The following is a 15904-nucleotide window of genomic DNA, read 5'->3' as shown; positions in this document are numbered from 1 at the left end:
CATGTTGATCGGCCATCCCCCCGAGCACCGCGACGACGAAACCCATGGTGCCCGTGCGCATTTTCTTCAGGTGTTCCTGTCCCAGCGTTCGCAGATGGAAGCGCTGGTGAGCCGACGTGTGGGCTGTCGGGCGACGGCGGCGGATCTGGTGCAGGACCTGTTCCTGCGTTTCTGGCGTCGGCCGCTGGTGCAGGTCGAAGAACTCAGTACTTATCTGTTGCGCTGCGCCGGCAATATCGCCATCGATCATTTGCGCAGCGAAGGCACGCGGGTGCGAGTCAACGAAGGCTGGCAGCCGGATGAGCCGGACAGCTCCGCCAGCGAACCGCAGGCGGCGCTCGAAGCAGGCAACGATTTACGTCATGTCGAAGCGGCCTTGCGCGCGTTGCCCGAGCGCACGCGGCAGATCTTTTTGCTCAATCGCATCCATGGGCGCAAGTACGCCGAGATCGCCAAAGCCATGGGCCTGTCCCAAAGCGCTGTGGAAAAACATATGATGCGCGCCCTCGAGGCCTGCAAGGCCAGCCTGCGCGAACCCGCGCCACGCACGCCAGGGAAAGCACCGTGAATCACATCGAACGCGTCATTCCGACGCCTGCTCAGGAACAGGCCGCTTTCGCCTGGTTGAGCCTGTTGCACGACCGCCCCAGCGCCGGCGATCAACTGACGTTCAGTCAATGGCTGCATGCCGATCCGGCTCACGCCGAGGCCTACGCCCAGGCGCAAGTGGTGTGGGAGTTGAGCGAAGGGCCGGCGCGCACTCTGGCCGATGAAGACGCGTTGGCGTTGCAGGGTTTGCTCAATGTGATGGACCGGCCGCGTCGTCCGCAGGTCCGGCGTTGGGCCGGCGCGCTGGCCATGGCGGCCTGCCTGTTGTTGATGATCAGCCTCGGCACCGGTTGGCAGCCGCAGCGCTGGATCGATGATCTGGGCGCCGATTACGTGTCGGCACCGGGCGAGATCCGCACCGTGACCCTCGCCGATCAATCGCAGGTGACGCTGGACGGCGACAGCGCTATCGCCGTGGATTTCAGTCACGGCGAGCGGCATGTGCAACTGCGCCGGGGCGCCGGATTTTTCAGCGTGACTCACACGGGCGATCCTTTTGTGGTCGAGGCCGAGAAAGGCCAGGCGCGAGTGTTGGGCACGCAGTTCGAAGTGCGCCTGCAACCGCAAGGTGCCCAAGTGACAGTGCTGTCCGGACGCGTCGGCGTGACGCCATCCCGCGATGGCCAACAGCAGGTTCTGACCGCTGGCCAGCAAGTGGCGTACGGCGCAGGCACCGCGGAAAAACTCCACGCCGTGGACAGCGAAGCGCAATTGGCGTGGCGCCAGGGCTGGCTGACTTACTACAAGTCGACGCTGGCCGATGTGGTGCAGGATTTGCGGCGTTATTACCCGGGACGGATCGTGTTGCTCAATGACGAGCTGGGCGCGCGCAAGGTCAGTGGCAGCTTTCCGAGCAAGGATCCGCAAGCGGTACTGAATTCGCTGCAAGGGGTGCTGGGATTCGAGCAACATCAGGTGTTGGGCAAGCTGATCATCCTGCGCTGAAAATATTTTCAAAATTGTGGTGAGGTAAACCCGGATGCCATCCGTGTAGTGACTGAAACTGCGAGTCATTCGCATCCGTTGCGGTTCTACACAGGTCATGAGCAATGAAGTCCAGGGCAAAATCGGGTTCGGTCAAACAGTGGTTAGGCGTTTCGGCATTGAGTTTTTCGGCGTTGGCGCTGTTGCCGCTGAGCGTGGCGCTGGCCGCTGAATCCGTCAGCAGTCAGCCGCAAAAGCAATTCAGTTTTTCTCTGGCTGCCAAACCGCTGCCGCAAGCCCTGAGCGACTTCAGTCGCGTGACCGGGCAGAGCGTGGTCTACACCGATGAAGCCCCTTACGGCCTGACCGCACCGGCGATCAACGGCCAGATGAGTGCCGAACAGGCGCTGCAACATCTGCTCACCGGCTCCGGCCTGACCTTCCGCCGCACCGACAGCCATACCCTGGCGCTCGAACCGCAACCGACCGCAGGCGCATTGAACCTCGGTGCGACCACCATCACCTCGGTGGTCGACCAGCCGATGAGCTATCAGCCACCGGAAACCAGTTCGGTGATGCGCTCTTCCGCTTCGCTTCAGGAAATCCCGCAGACCGTCAACGTGATTGCGGCCCAGGTCATTCGCGATCAGGCACCGCGCAATCTCGATGACGCACTGGCCAACGTCAGCGGCATCACCCAAGGCAACACCTTGGGCAGCACCCAGGACTCGGTGATGACTCGCGGCTTCGGCGACAACCGCAACGGCTCGATCATGCGCGACGGCATGCCGGTGGTGCAGGGCCGTGGCATGAACGCGACCGTGGATCGCGTCGAAGTGCTCAAGGGCCCGGCGTCGCTGCTGTACGGGATTCAGGACCCGGGCGGCGTGGTCAACATGGTCAGCAAGAAGCCCGAACTGACCCAGTACAACGCGCTGACCCTGCGCGGCTCGACTTACGGTGACGGCAAGAATGGCAGCGGTGGCGCCTTCGACAGCACTGGTGCGCTGGGGGATTCCGGCCTCGCGTATCGCATGGTGCTGGATCACGAAGACGAAGATTACTGGCGCAACTTCGGCACTCACCGCGAAACCCTGATCGCACCGTCGCTGGCCTGGTACGGCGAGCGCACCAAGCTGCTGTTCGCCTACGAGCACCGTGAATTCCTGACCCCGTTTGATCGTGGAACCCTGATCGATCCACGCACCAACCATCCGCTGGATATCTCTCGCAACGAGCGGCTCGACGAGAAATTCAACGACATGGAAGGGCGTTCGGATCTGTATCACTTCGAGGCCGACCACGAACTCAACGACGACTGGAAAGCCCATTTCGGCTACAGCTGGAACCGCGAAACCTACGACGCCAGCCAGGTCCGTGTAACCGCGATCGACACCAAAAAAGGCACCCTGACCCGCAGCATGGACGGCACCCAGGGCGCGATCAGCACCGACCGCTTCACCACCGCCAGCCTCGAAGGCAAGGTCAACGTGCTGGGCATGCAGCATGACCTGGTGTTCGGCGTCGACGACGAGTACCGCAAGATCTACCGCGCCGACCTGATCCGCCAGAAAAGTCTGAGCACTTTCAGCTACGTCAATCCGGTCTACGGTCGCGAAGTCGAAGGCACCACCGTCAGCCCGGCGGACAGTGCGCAAACCGATCTGCTGCGCAGTGATTCGGTGTTCCTGCAGGACTCCATCCACCTCAACGACCAGTGGATTCTGGTGGCCGGCGGGCGCTTCCAGGAGTACGACCAGTACGCCGGCAAAGGCGTGCCGTTCAAGGCCAACACCGACAGCAACGGCCAGAAGTGGGTGCCGCGCGCAGGTCTCGTGTATCGCTACACCGACGCGTTGTCGTTCTACGGCAGCTACACCGAATCGTTCAAACCGAACTCGACCATCGCCCCGCTCAGCGGCAGCAGCACCGTGCTCGACGGCAGCATCGCACCGGAAGAAGCCAAGTCCTGGGAGCTGGGCGCACGTCTGGACATGCCGGGTCGCATCACCGGCAACATCGCCCTGTTCGACATCAAGAAACGCAACGTGCTGGTGGCCAACGCCGAAGGCCCGACCACGATCTACAGCGCCGCCGGTGAAGTGCGTTCCCGTGGCCTGGAAGTCGATCTGACCGGTCAGCTCAGCGACCGCTGGAGCATGATCGGCAGCTACGCCTATACCGACGCCGAGGTTACGGAAGATCCGGACTACAAAGGCAACAGGCTGCAGAACGTGGCGAAAAATACCGGCTCGCTGTCGGCGGTCTACGACTTCGGTAGCGTGATCGGTGGCGATCAACTTCGGGTCGGCGCCGGCGCGCGCTATGTCGGTGAACGAGCGGGTAACGCGGTGAATGATTTCGATCTGCCGAGCTACACCGTGGCCGATGCGTTCGCCACTTACGACACCAAGGTTGAGGGGCAGAAGGTCAAGTTCCAGCTCAACGTGAAGAACCTGTTCGACCGCACCTACTACACCTCGGCGGCCAGTCGCTTCTTCGTGTCGATGGGCGATTCGCGGCAGATTTCGTTGTCGAGCACGCTGGAGTTCTGATCCAGAACCGCGTCATCGTTCATCGCCGGCAAGCCAGCTCCCACAGGTTTTCGGTCGACCACACCTATCGGGAACGAGGCAGAACCTTGTGGGAGCGGGCTTGCCCGCGATGAGGCCCTGACAGGCAGTAAAAATCCTGGGATTAGCGCAAAAACGCCTGGCGGTACTCGCCGGGCGTTCCACCCAACACCTGGCGAAAGCGGTTGGTGAAGTGGCTGGCACTGGCAAATCCGCACGCCAGGGCAATCTCCCCCAGCGGCAACGCCGTGCCCCGCAACAACTCCCGCGCCCGACTCAAACGCCGCGCCAGCACATACTGATGTGGCGGCAGGCCGAAGCTCACCCGGAACATCCGCGCGAAGTGGTATTCCGACAACGCACACAACCCCGCCAGTTGCCCGAGGCTGATCGGCTCGGCCAGTTGGCTGTCGATGAACTCCACCAGTTGCCGACGCTGATGCGGCGCCAGTCCACCCTTGAGGCGCAAGCCATGGCGTACGCCGACCTGGCTCAACAAGGTATGGCTGATCAGTTCGTGGGCCAGGCTGCTGGTCAGCAGACGCTCGCCGGGCTCGTCCCAATTCAGAGTGAGTAACTGGCGAAACCGTCGGGCCTGTTGCGGATCTTCCAGAAAAGTCTGTTCGCGCAGCTGCATTTCCCTGGGCTCGCGATCCAGCAGCGTGACGCAACCCAGAGCAAATTGTTCGGCGCTGAAATACAGGTGGGCCAAGCGGATATCGCCATTGATCACCCAGCCCGATTCATGGTCGGCCGGCAGGATGCAGAGCTTGTCCGGGCCGCCCTTGTGGCCCGGATCGCCACGACGGAAGGTGCCGGTGCCGCCAGCGATGTAACAGGAGAGGGTGTGATGGCTCGGCGCTTCGTATTCCTGGGCGTCGTGATGATTGGTCCACAAGGCTGCGGACAGGCCGTCACCCAGCTCGGCGCTGTGCACAAGGCGTGCATTGGGCGAGTTGTTGAGGGCTTGAAAGACTTGCAGGGTATCGATGGCGGCCATGGTCGGTTCTCTTCAACGCCTTGCATCCTACTCCTTGGATTTCGCGCTGCCAGCCTGCGCGCCGACAAAAGCGCAAGTTTATGCAAGCGAGGGTCGAGGGGGTGGGCGGACACTGAAAACCAATCAAGGAGTGTCTGCCATGAACCTGTCTTTATATTTGTTGACCGTGCTGATCTGGGGCACCACATGGATTGCCCTGAAGTGGCAGCTGGGCGTGGTGGCGATTCCAGTGTCGATCGTCTATCGCTTCGGTCTCGCCGCGTTGGTGTTGTTTGCGTTGTTGCTGCTCAGCCGTCGTCTGCAACCGATGAACCGGCGCGGGCATCTGATCTGCGTGGCGCAGGGGTTGTGTCTGTTCTGCGTCAACTTCATGTGTTTCCTGACCGCCAGCCAATGGATTCCCAGCGGTCTGGTGGCGGTGGTGTTTTCCACCGCTACATTGTGGAACGCGCTGAATGCGCGAGTGTTTTTCGGCCAGCGCATTGCGCGCAATGTGCTGATGGGTGGGGCGCTGGGGCTGTCTGGCCTGGGCCTGTTGTTCTGGCCTGAGCTGGCGGGGCATCACGCCAGTCCGCAAACCCTGCTCGGCCTCGGTCTGGCGCTCTGCGGCACCCTGTGTTTCTCGGCGGGCAACATGTTGTCCAGCCTGCAACAGAAGTCCGGTCTCAAACCGTTGACTACCAATGCCTGGGGCATGGCCTACGGCGCGGCGATGCTCTCGGTGTGGTGTCTGGTCAAAGGCATTCCGTTCGAGATGGAGTGGACCACACGCTACATCGGTGCACTGCTGTATCTGGTGATCCCGGGGTCGGTGATCGGTTTCACCGCGTACCTGACGCTGGTCGGCCGGATGGGTCCGGAGCGCGCGGCTTACTGCACGGTGCTGTTCCCGGTGGTAGCGCTGAACGTTTCGGCATTTGCCGAGGGCTATCAGTGGACGGCGCCGGCATTGGCGGGGCTGGTACTGGTGATGCTGGGGAATGTACTGGTATTTCGTAAACCCCCAGTTGCCGTTGTTTCCACGCAAGGAAAATTGGCCTGATATTGATTGAATCTTGAGCGTTGATTATTCAGCGCTCGTTTTTCAACGTTATGAAAATCAGTACCGGCAATATGAAGTCGACAATGTGCCTTGCCCAGTCTTTCGCGTTCCATGCTTGCGAAGTGTCCATGTCGAACCATTCAACACCGATACTTTGCAGGCAGACGTAATAGATGAAGATGGCGATCAATAAACCAGTGATCGAATATTTCTTTGCCTCGTGAAACTCTGCGGCGGAGTCGTTGATGCTGCGATAGAGATGATAAGTGCCAACCAGGCAATAGGCGGTATAGATTGACTCCATGGTAATGATGAACCAATAGATCCGGTGGTGCATCATGGGCGATTCGATCGCTCTGTAACGTATGTTCTCGTTGATCTGAGTCGTGTCCATACTCAGGATGTGTCCGACGTACTCATAGTTTGATGCGTAGTCTGTCAAGTTTGAGTACATCACCAGTAGTCCAAAAAAACTGATGTAGGCCATCAGGAAGACTTTGCTGTAACGGATTAGTTGATCGGTATTGTAAGTTCTCAAGGTGGCTGTTCTCCGGAGTGTTTGTTGTTGTGTTTAAACGTCCGGAAAGTTTATAGCGCGATGATGTTTTTCGTTGATATGTTGATTTTCAAAGTATGTATTGGAGCGCGATTGAACGGGCAAGCACCTCGCAGTACTTGCCCGTTTTTTTATCCGCGCCAGACCTGCGGATTCACCAGATCCTGCGGGCGCTCGCCAAGCAGGGCGCTACGCAGGTTAGTCAGGGCACGATTGGCCATCGCTTCGCGGGTTTCGTGGGTGGCCGATCCGATGTGTGGCAGAGTCACGGCGTTTTTGAGCTGAAACAGCGGTGATTCGGCCAGCGGTTCTTTTTCGTAGACATCCAGACCTGCACCGCGAATCCGGTTGTTCTGCAAGGCTTCGATCAATGCCGGTTCATCCACTACCGGACCACGAGAGATGTTCACCAGAATTGCATCCGGCTTCATCAGCGCCAGTTCGCGATGGCTGATCAGGTGGCGGGTCTTGTCGCTGAGCGGCACCACCAGACAAACGAAGTCGGCCTCGGCCAGCAGTTGGTCAAGGCTGCGAAATTGTGCGCCGAGTTCCTGTTCCAGTCCGGTCTTGCGGCTGTTGCCGCTGTAGAGGATCGGCATGTTGAAGCCGAAGCGTCCGCGACGGGCGACGGCGGCGCCGATGTTGCCCATGCCGACAATGCCCAGGGTCTTGCCGTGTACGTCGCAACCGAACAGTGGTGCGCCGACGCTGGCCTGCCATTGGCCGGCCTTGGTCCAGGCGTCCAGTTCGGCGACGCGGCGGGCACTGCTCATGATCAGGGCGAAGGCCAGGTCCGCGGTGCTTTCGGTGAGGACATCCGGGGTATTGGTGAGCATGATCCCGCGTTCGTTGAAGTAGGCGAGGTCATAGTTGTCGTATCCGACGGAGACGCTGGAGACCACTTCGAGTTTGGCGGCGTTTTCCAGTTGGGCCTTGCCGAGTTTGCGACCGACGCCGATCAGGCCGTGGGCGTGGGGCAGGGCTTCGTTGAACTGGGCGTTGATGTCGCCGTTCTTCGGGTTGGGGACGATGACGTCGAACTCCTGCTGCAGGCGTTCGATCATGGGCGGGGTGATGCGGCTGAAGGCCAGGACTGTTTTTTTCATCGTTTTTGGCTCTTGTTCGGGCTTGATGCAAAGCAAGCTAACATTTCTGGCTCCGGGTTGTCTTGGCGGCTTGTGCGCCGAACAGCCTCTTGGGTTTTGGGGTGAGTAAACGGTTTTTCGGAAGCGGCTCCGTGTTCATCTGGAGTCTCTTCCAGTGTTGCTGTTCTAAACTGCGCTGAACTTTTGATGATTTCGCTTATAACAAAAAGAAACGCCGATAAAGGCTTTTATTGCGAATGGGTCTCTAAGGCTGTCAGTTCTGACAGGTGCGGAAATTAATAATAATGGCAGTCTTTTATTTCGCATTTTCCGCGACAGTCAACATAAAAGGACTTCCCATGAAGAATGAATTTTTTCTGTTTTCAAACCAACAAGAAAATGTGAGCGGTACAGCCAATGCTCTCATTGATAATCTTGTACCATTCAACGGCGAGGTTGACATCTTTGTAACGGATAATGAGGAAGTTTACGTCAGTGCACGTCAGCAGTTTGATGACAAGCGATCAGGGGCTCTGGCGTTCAGCTTTAAAGCTGATATCCCTGATGGTAGGCATGATTATGAGGCAGATTCAGGGATGTATATTAGTTATGCTTTGTTCGAAGAGGTCGCAGGGGGGACAAAAATCACGCCGTTCCCGGCTGTTTACGGTAGTGGAAATGTAAATATGACTTTCGACCGTAGTAAAGGTACATTGGAAGTTGGGTTTAACTTGGAAGTTCAAAACAGTCCTACTGAGCCAAGGTTAAAAGCGATTGGTGCATTCAAAAATGTTTCAGGTCTTGAGCAAGTGAAGAAGTAGCACGGCTCTATTTTAATCGTTCCCGCGCTCTGCTTGGGAATGCAGCCCGGGACCCTCTGCGTCCCATCCGAGCTGCCAGCGAATGCAGTTGTCGCTGGCAGGTCGCATTGGTCAGAGCGGCTTGGCTGTGTGTGGGATGACGTTGTACTTCGACGTTATCCAGACCCGGCCGCTGATGCGTCAGCGCCCCTCAAAAGCCTACCCACCTCGTTTCCGAGGGGCAACCGACGCGACTTGTCGGAAACGTCCTCGCAAATCACCCCGTCTGTAGGACGGTAAACTCAGTTCGCCAGCCTGGCTCCACCCAGACTCCCACTCATCTCATAAGCCGCCAATTCCGCCTGATGCCCCGCCAATATCTCCGGCAACGACCCACGCAGGTACTCGACCCAAGTCTTGATCTTCGCGTCCAGGTACTGCCGCGACGGGTAGATCGCATACAGGTTCAGTTCCTGCGAGCGGTAGTTCGGCATCACCCGTACCAGCGAGCCATTGCGCAAGCCTTCTATCGCGGCGTACACCGGCAATACACCGACCCCCATCCCGCTGGTGATCGCGGTTTTCATCGCGTCGGCGGAGTTCACCAAAAAGGGTGAGCTGTTGATGGTGACCATTTCCTGGCCTTCCGGGCCGTCGAAGGCCCATTTTTCCAGGGGGATTACCGGGCTCACCAGGCGCAGGCAGGCGTGGTTCAGCAGGTCGCTGGGTTTTTGTGCGCAGCCGTTGGCTTTCACGTAGGCCGGGGAGGCGCAGACGATGCTGTAGGTGATGCCCAGGCGTTGCGAGACGAAGCCCGAGTCCGGCAGTTCGCGAGCGAGGACGATGGACACGTCGTAGCCTTCGTCGAGCAGGTCCGGCACGCGGTTGGCCATGGTCAGGTCGAAGGTCACGTCCGGGTGGGTCTTGCGGTAGCGGGCGATGGCGTCGATCACGAAGTGCTGGCCGATGCCGGTCATGGTGTGGACTTTCAGCTGTCCGGCCGGGCGGGCGTGGGCCTCGCTGGCTTCGGCTTCGGCCTCTTCGACGTAGGCGAGGATCTGCTCGCAGCGCAGCAGGTAGCGCTTGCCGGCTTCGGTGAGCGCGATGCGGCGGGTCGTGCGATTGAGCAAGCGGGTTTGCAGGTGGGCCTCAAGGTTGGAGACCGCGCGCGAGACGTTGGCGGTGGTGGTGTCGAGCTGCACGGCAGCGGCGGTGAAGCTGCCCGCTTCGGCCACACAACTGAAGGCGCGCATGTTTTGCAAAGTGTCCATGGGGTGCTCTCAAGGGAGATGGCAAATTGTGACACGAAGTTTCAGTGGCTGAGACCCCCGACCAAGGGATTATCTCGTTAACGGTAACAAAGATTCACAGGATTCCCAGCTTATCGCCGTCATGGCGCCCCCCTAGAATTGCGCCCACCTCGAAACATCTCCCACCTCAGGAATTCGCAGCAGTGCCGCGTCGCATCAACAGAGCGCTTTTGCCGCTCAGTGTTCTGGCTCTTTCGTTAGGTCTCGGCGGCTGCATTGGAACCGGAGGAATTGCCCCGCAGGGCAAGGCTCTGGAGGCTAATGAACTGGCCACCGACGAGGCCATCGCCCACGCCGCCCGTGACGCAAACTGGCCCACCGCCCAATGGTGGCAAGCCTACGGTGACCCGCAACTCAATCGCTGGATCGACCTTGCCGTGCAAGGCAGCCCGACCCTGGCCATGGCCGCCGCGCGCGTGCGTCAGGCCCAGTCACTGGCCGGTGTCGCCGAAGCCGCCGAGTCGTTGCAGATCAATGGCGAGTCGACCCTCAAGCGCCACAACTGGCCGACCGATCAGTTCTACGGCCCCGGTGAGCTGGCCAATACCACGACTTGGGACAACAACGCTGCGCTGGGTTTCAGTTACGCCCTCGACCTCTGGGGTCGTGAAAGCAACAGCACCGAGCGTGCGGTGGATCTTGCGCACATGAGCGCGGCCGAGGCGCGTCAGGCGCAGCTGGAATTGCAGAACAACATCGTGCGCGCCTACATCGAGTTGTCGTTGCACTATGCCCAGCGCGATATCGTCGCGGCGACGCTCAAGCAGCAACAGCAGATTCTTGAGCTGGCGCAGAAACGCCTGGACGGCGGGATCGGCACCCACTTTGAAGTCAGCCAGGCCGAAACCCCGCTGCCGGAAACCCATCGGCAACTGGATGCACTGGACGAAGAGATCGCCCTGAGCCGCAACCAGATCGCTGCACTGGCCGGCAAAGGGCCGGGTGCCGGCGCGCAGTTGGAGCGGCCGTCCCTGTCCCTCGGCGCTGCGCTGAAACTGCCGTCGGCACTGCCCGCCGAACTGCTCGGTCAGCGACCGGACGTGGTCGCCAGTCGCTGGCAAGTGGCGGCGCAGGCGCGCGGGATCGATGTCGCGCATGCCGGGTTCTACCCCAACGTCGATCTGGTCGGCAGCCTCGGCTACATGGCCACCGGCGGCGGGGCGCTGGAGTTCCTGACCGGCAAGAAGCTCAACTACAACGTCGGGCCGGCGATCTCGCTGCCGATTTTTGACGGCGGGCGACTGCGTGCCGAACTGGGCGAAGCCTCGGCGGGTTATGACATCGCCGTCGCGCATTACAACCAGACCCTGGTCAATGCGCTGAAGAACATCTCCGATCAACTGATCCGCCGCGAGTCGATGGACAAGCAGCAGACATTCGCCGCCGAGTCCGTGGCCACGGCGCAGAAGACCTACGACATCGCGATGATCGCCTACCAGCGCGGCCTCACCGATTACCTCAACGTGCTCAATGCCCAGACCCTGCTGTTCAAACAGCAGCAGGTTCAACAGCAGGTGCAGGCGGCGCGTTTGAGTGCTCATGCGGAACTGGTGACGGCATTGGGCGGTGGCCTTGGTGCGGGTAACGACGTGCCGACTTTTGAGCAGACCGCCGCCCCGAAAACCCCGGCCCTCCTGCGTTGAACACACAACCCCTGTGGGAGCGGGCTTGCTCGCGAAGAGGGAGTGTCAGGCAGCCCATGTGTTGTCTGACACAGCGCATTCGCGAGCAAGCCCGCTTCCACAGTTTCTACGGTTCGACTGAATTTTTGAGCACGACCAAATGACTCCCTTGCCCGCACCTTTGCGCTGGCTCTACTCCCTGGAATGGCGCCGGGGTTTCTTCGACTGGGCGCGCAGCGACGGCGTGACCTGGGTCTACATCTTCAAGGTGTTGATTGCCGCATTCCTGACCCTGTGGCTGGCGATGCGCCTAGAACTGCCGCAACCGCGCACGGCGATGATCACCGTATTCATCGTCATGCAGCCGCAGAGCGGCCAGGTGTTCGCCAAGAGCTTCTATCGCTTCCTCGGCACCCTGGCCGGGTCGGCGATGATGGTCACGCTGATTTCGCTGTTCGCCCAGAACACTGAACTGTTCCTCGGCTCGCTGGCGATCTGGGTCGGCATCTGCTCGGCCGGCGCCGCCCGTTGCCGCAACTTCCGCGCCTACGGTTTTGTGCTGGCCGGCTACACGGCGGCGATGGTCGGTTTGCCGGCGCTCGCCCATCCCGACGGTGCGTTCATGGCGGCGGTGTGGCGGGTGCTGGAGATCTCGCTGGGGATCCTCTGCTCGACCCTGGTCAGCGCCGCGATCCTGCCGCAGACCGCCAGTGCCGCGATGCGCAACGCCTTGTATCAGCGCTTCGGTGTGTTCGCGTTGTTCGTCACCGATGGCCTGCGCGGACGCAGCAAGCCGGAGTCGTTCGAGGCCAGCAACGTGCGCTTCATCGCCGAAGCGGTCGGGCTGGAAGGGCTGCGCAGCGTGACCGTGTTCGAAGACCCGCACATGCGCCGGCGCAACGGTCGCCTCAGTCGCCTGAACAGCGAGTTCATGGGCATTACCACCCGGTTCAACGCCCTGCACCAGTTGCTCGAGCGCCTGCGCCGCAACGGTGCCGACCATGTGGAAGCGGCGATCAAACCGGGTCTGCAGGATCTGGCCGAAGTGCTCGACGGCTTCAGCGGCCGCGCCCTGACCAGCCCGGACGCGGCGCGTCTGGTGCAGGCGCTCGCTGTCTACAAGGAAGCCTTGCCGGCGCGAGTGCGCAGCCTGCGGGCGATCTTTCAGGAGAGCGAGCCGAGCGACGCCGAGCAACTGGATTTCCACACCGCGTATGAACTGCTCTATCGCTTCGTCGATGACCTGCACAGTTATGCACAGACCCACGCGTCGCTGGCCGATCACCGCCACGAACGCGAGCGCTGGGACGAGCCGTTCACCCCGCAAACCAGTTGGTGGGCCGCAGCGGCTTCAGGGATTCGCGCGTCATTCATCCTGATCGTGCTCGGCAGTTACTGGGTCGCCACCGCGTGGCCGAGCGGCGCGACCATGACCCTGATCGCCGCCGCCACCGTGGGCCTGTCGGCGGCGACGCCGAACCCGAAACGCATGGCGTTCCAGATGGCCTGCGGCACGTTCCTCGGAGCGCTGATCGGCTTCGTCGAGATGTTTTTCATCTTCCCGTGGATCGATGGCTTCCCGCTGCTGTGCGTGATGCTCGCGCCGGTGATCGTGCTCGGCTCGTTCCTCACCTCGCGGCCGCAATACGCCGGTGTCGGTCTCGGCCTGCTGATTTTTTTCAGTACCGGTTCGGTGCCGGACAACCTGACGATCTACAACCCCTACACCTTCATCAACGACTACATCGCCATGGTCATGGGCATGCTGGTCTGCGCGGCGGCGGGGGCGATCATTCTGCCGCCGAACAGCCGCTGGTTGTGGCAGCGCCTGGAGCAGGACCTGCGCGGGCAAGTGGTGTACGCGATCAGCGGCAAACTCAAGGGGCTGGCGTCGAGTTTCGAAAGCCGTACCCGCGACCTGATGCATCAGGCCTATGGGCTGGCGGCGGGTCAGCCGTTGGTGCAGAAGAACCTGCTGCGCTGGATGTTCGTGGTGCTGGAAGTCGGCCACGCGATTATCGAGCTGCGCAAGGAACAGGCGATCCTGCCGGTGCATCCGGCGTATGCCGAATCCCAGCCATGGCGTCAGGCGATCAGGGTCATGGGGCGCTCGCTGGTGCGGCTGTTCCTGCAACCGAATTCGAGCAATCTGGAACGCGCACTGGTGGCGGTCGATCACGCCATCAGTCGGGTCGCCGCCACTGACGAACCGTTCGCACCGCACTTCGATACCTCGGCACTGCGGCGGGTGAAAAGCTACCTGCACTTCATCCGCACCTCGTTGCTCGACCCGCAATCACCCCTTGCCGCCTATGCCATCGCCAAGCCCGAAGGACTTGCCCATGCCTCGTGAAATCGCCTTCCACGGCGTGTACATGCCGACCATGACCCTGATGTTTTTCGTCGCCGCGGCACTTGCCTGGGCGCTGGACCGGTTTCTGTCGGGGTTCGATCTGTACCGCTTCTTTTGGCACCCGGCGCTGCTGCGCCTGAGCCTGTTTACCTGTCTGTTCGGCGCGATGGCGCTGACTGTCTACCGTTGAGTCTGAGAATTGTCCCGATGAAAAAGTTTTTCAGCCTGCTCGCGACCCTGCTGGTGCTGGCCCTGGCGCTGTGGATCGGCCGCACGTTGTGGGAGCACTACATGAACACCCCGTGGACCCGCGACGGCCGTGTGCGCGCCGACATCATCAACGTCGCCGCCGACGTCACCGGTGAAGTGGTGGACGTGCCGGTACGTGACAACCAGTTGGTGAAGAAAGGTGATCTGCTGATGCAAATCGACCCCGAGCACTATCGCCTGGCGGTGAAACAGGCGCAGTCGCTGGTGGCTTCGCGCAAGGCCACGTGGGAGATGCGCAAGGTCAACGCCCATCGCCGCGCCGACCTCGACAACCTGGTGATCTCCAAGGAAAACCGCGACGACGCCAGCAACATCGCCGACTCCGCACTGGCCGATTACCAACAGGCCCAGGCCCAACTGGAAGCCGCCGAACTCAACCTCAAACGCACCGAAGTGCGGGCGGCGGTGGACGGCTACGTGACAAACCTTAACGTGCATCGCGGCGACTACGCCCGCATCGGCGAAGCGAAAATGGCCGTGGTCGACATGAACTCTTTCTGGGTCTATGGCTTCTTCGAAGAGACCAAACTGCCTCACGTGCGGGTCGGCGATAAGGCGGATATGCAACTGATGAGCGGCGAAGTCCTCAAGGGTCACGTGGAAAGCATCTCCCGCGGCATCTACGACCGCGACAACCCGGAAAGCCGCGAACTGATCGCCGATGTGAACCCGACCTTCAACTGGGTGCGCCTGGCTCAGCGAGTGCCGGTGCGGATTCACATTGATGAAGTGCCGGAAGGGGTGCTGCTGGCGGCGGGGATTACCTGCACCGTTGTGGTGAAGCAGGACGTTGTGGATAACTGACAGACCGCGTCGTAGCCATTTGCGAGCAAGCTCGCCACACAGGCTTTTGTGTCGCACTGAATATCTGAGTGCACCGCTAAACCTGTGGGAGCGTGGCTTGCCCGCGACGGGGCTGACGCGATCTCAGAGCTTCCCGCGCAAGCCGAAGCGCTTCATCAACGTCGATTCCAGCAAGCCTTTGGGTAACAGCGTTGCCAGCAGCGGCAGCGCCCGACTGCCATTGCCGATGCGGATCAGTCGCGGTGGCTTGCTCTGCTGCACAGCCTTGAGCAATTCGGCGGCAAATTCGCTGGCTGGCGTCGGTTTGTCCTGGGACGCTTTGGCCCGCGCCCGGATGCCTTCGCGCAACGGAAACCACGGCGATTGTTCGTTGATCAGTTGTTCTGCCTCATGCCCGGCATTCTTGGCGAAACTGGACTGAATCGCCCCCGGCTGTACTTCCATCACGCGAATTCCGAACGGCGCCAGCTCCATGCGCAACGCATCGCTCAACGCATGCACCGCCGCTTTCGAGGCGCAATAGGCGCCGGCAAATGGCGTGACCAGCACGCCGGAAACACTGCCGACATTCACCACCAGGCCTTTGGCCCGGCGCAGCACCGGGAACAGCGCACGGGTCACGCCGACAATCGAAAACACGTTGGTTTCGAACTGGCGCTGCATGGCTGAAACACCGCCGTCGAGCAGCGGCCCCATGGCGCCGTAACCGGCATTGTTGATCAGCACATCGAGGCCGCCGTGTTGCTGATTGATTCGCTCGGCGAGTTGTTCCAGCGCGGCATTGTCATTGACGTCGAGCTGCACGGCGGTAAATCCGGCAGCGCCGAGTGTCGCGACATCTTCAACTTTGCGTGCACTGGCCCAGACCTCGTAGCCGGCACTTTTGAAGGCATCGGCGAGGGCGCGGCCGATGCCGCTGGAACAACCGGTAATCAACGCAACGGGCATGGCGCATT

At 60.8% G+C, this 15904-nt stretch carries 14 protein-coding genes; 9 read left to right on the top strand and 5 right to left on the bottom strand.

What is annotated here, in order from left to right; all coding sequences use genetic code 11:
- Position 1: 1 nt before the first annotated feature.
- From AWU82_RS18525 to AWU82_RS18515, 3 genes are all read left to right on the top strand, one after another.
- Positions 2-568 (top strand): RNA polymerase sigma factor, encoded by a 567-nt coding sequence (locus AWU82_RS18525; protein ID WP_064382481.1) that lies wholly within the window; start codon positions 2-4, stop codon positions 566-568.
- Positions 565-1554, top strand: coding sequence for a FecR family protein (locus tag AWU82_RS18520; RefSeq protein WP_064382480.1), 990 nt, complete (start codon positions 565-567; stop codon positions 1552-1554). The genes AWU82_RS18525 and AWU82_RS18520 overlap by 4 nt, the downstream gene beginning before the upstream one ends.
- A 104-nt stretch (positions 1555-1658) precedes the next feature.
- Complete coding sequence (locus AWU82_RS18515) at positions 1659-4088, top strand: TonB-dependent siderophore receptor (protein WP_064382479.1); 2430 nt, start codon at positions 1659-1661, stop codon at positions 4086-4088.
- 142 nt (positions 4089-4230) lie between these two features.
- Here AWU82_RS18515 and AWU82_RS18510 read toward each other — a convergent pair whose 3' ends face one another.
- The gene (locus AWU82_RS18510; protein ID WP_064382478.1) at positions 4231-5106 is read right to left on the bottom strand and encodes an AraC family transcriptional regulator; all 876 of its coding nucleotides are present in this window, start codon (positions 5104-5106) and stop codon (positions 4231-4233) included.
- A 139-nt stretch (positions 5107-5245) separates the two neighbouring features.
- Here AWU82_RS18510 and AWU82_RS18505 point away from each other — a divergent pair, with 139 nt between their 5' ends.
- On the top strand, positions 5246-6148 hold the full coding sequence (locus AWU82_RS18505; RefSeq protein WP_064382477.1) for a DMT family transporter: 903 nt from the start codon (positions 5246-5248) through the stop codon (positions 6146-6148).
- 28 nt (positions 6149-6176) lie between these two features.
- On the opposite strand, the gene AWU82_RS18500 is transcribed toward AWU82_RS18505, so the two are convergent.
- Both AWU82_RS18500 and AWU82_RS18495 read right to left on the bottom strand, forming a co-directional pair.
- A complete protein-coding gene (locus tag AWU82_RS18500; RefSeq protein ID WP_232253843.1) occupies positions 6177-6635 on the bottom strand; it encodes a DUF2165 domain-containing protein in 459 nt (152 codons plus the stop codon).
- Between the two features lie 200 nt (positions 6636-6835).
- A complete protein-coding gene (locus AWU82_RS18495; RefSeq protein ID WP_064382475.1) occupies positions 6836-7810 on the bottom strand; it encodes a 2-hydroxyacid dehydrogenase in 975 nt (324 codons plus the stop codon).
- A gap of 338 nt (positions 7811-8148) precedes the next feature.
- Between AWU82_RS18495 and AWU82_RS18490 the strand changes: the two genes are divergently transcribed.
- Positions 8149-8610 (top strand): hypothetical protein, encoded by a 462-nt coding sequence (locus AWU82_RS18490; RefSeq protein WP_064382474.1) that lies wholly within the window; start codon positions 8149-8151, stop codon positions 8608-8610.
- A 281-nt stretch (positions 8611-8891) separates the two neighbouring features.
- On the opposite strand, the gene AWU82_RS18485 is transcribed toward AWU82_RS18490, so the two are convergent.
- Complete coding sequence (locus tag AWU82_RS18485; RefSeq protein ID WP_064382473.1) at positions 8892-9860, bottom strand: LysR family transcriptional regulator; 969 nt, start codon at positions 9858-9860, stop codon at positions 8892-8894.
- A 182-nt stretch (positions 9861-10042) separates the two neighbouring features.
- Between AWU82_RS18485 and AWU82_RS18480 the strand changes: the two genes are divergently transcribed.
- The 4 genes from AWU82_RS18480 to AWU82_RS18465 all read left to right on the top strand — a co-directional run bounded on the left by AWU82_RS18480 (position 10043) and on the right by AWU82_RS18465 (position 14948).
- Entirely contained in the window at positions 10043-11542 is a 1500-nt protein-coding gene (locus tag AWU82_RS18480) for an efflux transporter outer membrane subunit (protein WP_064382472.1), read from the top strand.
- Positions 11543-11681: 139 nt separating this feature from the next.
- A complete protein-coding gene (locus tag AWU82_RS18475) occupies positions 11682-13874 on the top strand; it encodes an FUSC family protein (RefSeq protein ID WP_064382471.1) in 2193 nt (730 codons plus the stop codon).
- Entirely contained in the window at positions 13864-14064 is a 201-nt protein-coding gene (locus AWU82_RS18470) for a DUF1656 domain-containing protein (protein ID WP_003221811.1), read from the top strand. The genes AWU82_RS18475 and AWU82_RS18470 overlap by 11 nt, the downstream gene beginning before the upstream one ends.
- Before the next feature lie 17 nt (positions 14065-14081).
- Entirely contained in the window at positions 14082-14948 is an 867-nt protein-coding gene (locus AWU82_RS18465; RefSeq protein WP_064382470.1) for an efflux RND transporter periplasmic adaptor subunit, read from the top strand.
- A 123-nt stretch (positions 14949-15071) separates the two neighbouring features.
- Here AWU82_RS18465 and AWU82_RS18460 read toward each other — a convergent pair whose 3' ends face one another.
- On the bottom strand, positions 15072-15896 hold the full coding sequence (locus AWU82_RS18460) for an SDR family oxidoreductase (protein ID WP_064382469.1): 825 nt from the start codon (positions 15894-15896) through the stop codon (positions 15072-15074).
- Positions 15897-15904: the final 8 nt, after the last annotated feature.

It is taken from the genome of Pseudomonas glycinae (assembly GCF_001594225.2).
GTDB lineage: Bacteria > Pseudomonadota > Gammaproteobacteria > Pseudomonadales > Pseudomonadaceae > Aquipseudomonas > Aquipseudomonas glycinae.
The sequence above is the reverse complement of the archived record's forward strand: the minus strand, read 5'-3'. Positions and strand labels throughout refer to the sequence as shown.

Bases quoted from the DNA above. Each gene is read 5' to 3' on its own strand.
- AWU82_RS18525 (WP_064382481.1), top strand. From the start codon at position 2: ATGTTGATCGGCCATCCCCCCGAGCACCGCGACGACGAAACCCATGGT.
- AWU82_RS18515 (WP_064382479.1), top strand. From the start codon at position 1,659: ATGAAGTCCAGGGCAAAATCGGGTTCGGTCAAACAGTGGTTAGGCGTT.
- AWU82_RS18510 (WP_064382478.1), bottom strand. From the start codon at position 5,106: ATGGCCGCCATCGATACCCTGCAAGTCTTTCAAGCCCTCAACAACTCG.
- AWU82_RS18505 (WP_064382477.1), top strand. From the start codon at position 5,246: ATGAACCTGTCTTTATATTTGTTGACCGTGCTGATCTGGGGCACCACA.
- AWU82_RS18500 (WP_232253843.1), bottom strand. From the start codon at position 6,635: ATGGCCTACATCAGTTTTTTTGGACTACTGGTGATGTACTCAAACTTG.
- AWU82_RS18495 (WP_064382475.1), bottom strand. From the start codon at position 7,810: ATGAAAAAAACAGTCCTGGCCTTCAGCCGCATCACCCCGCCCATGATC.
- AWU82_RS18490 (WP_064382474.1), top strand. From the start codon at position 8,149: ATGAAGAATGAATTTTTTCTGTTTTCAAACCAACAAGAAAATGTGAGC.
- AWU82_RS18485 (WP_064382473.1), bottom strand. From the start codon at position 9,860: ATGGACACTTTGCAAAACATGCGCGCCTTCAGTTGTGTGGCCGAAGCG.
- AWU82_RS18475 (WP_064382471.1), top strand. From the start codon at position 11,682: ATGACTCCCTTGCCCGCACCTTTGCGCTGGCTCTACTCCCTGGAATGG.
- AWU82_RS18470 (WP_003221811.1), top strand. From the start codon at position 13,864: ATGCCTCGTGAAATCGCCTTCCACGGCGTGTACATGCCGACCATGACC.
- AWU82_RS18465 (WP_064382470.1), top strand. From the start codon at position 14,082: ATGAAAAAGTTTTTCAGCCTGCTCGCGACCCTGCTGGTGCTGGCCCTG.
- AWU82_RS18460 (WP_064382469.1), bottom strand. From the start codon at position 15,896: ATGCCCGTTGCGTTGATTACCGGTTGTTCCAGCGGCATCGGCCGCGCC.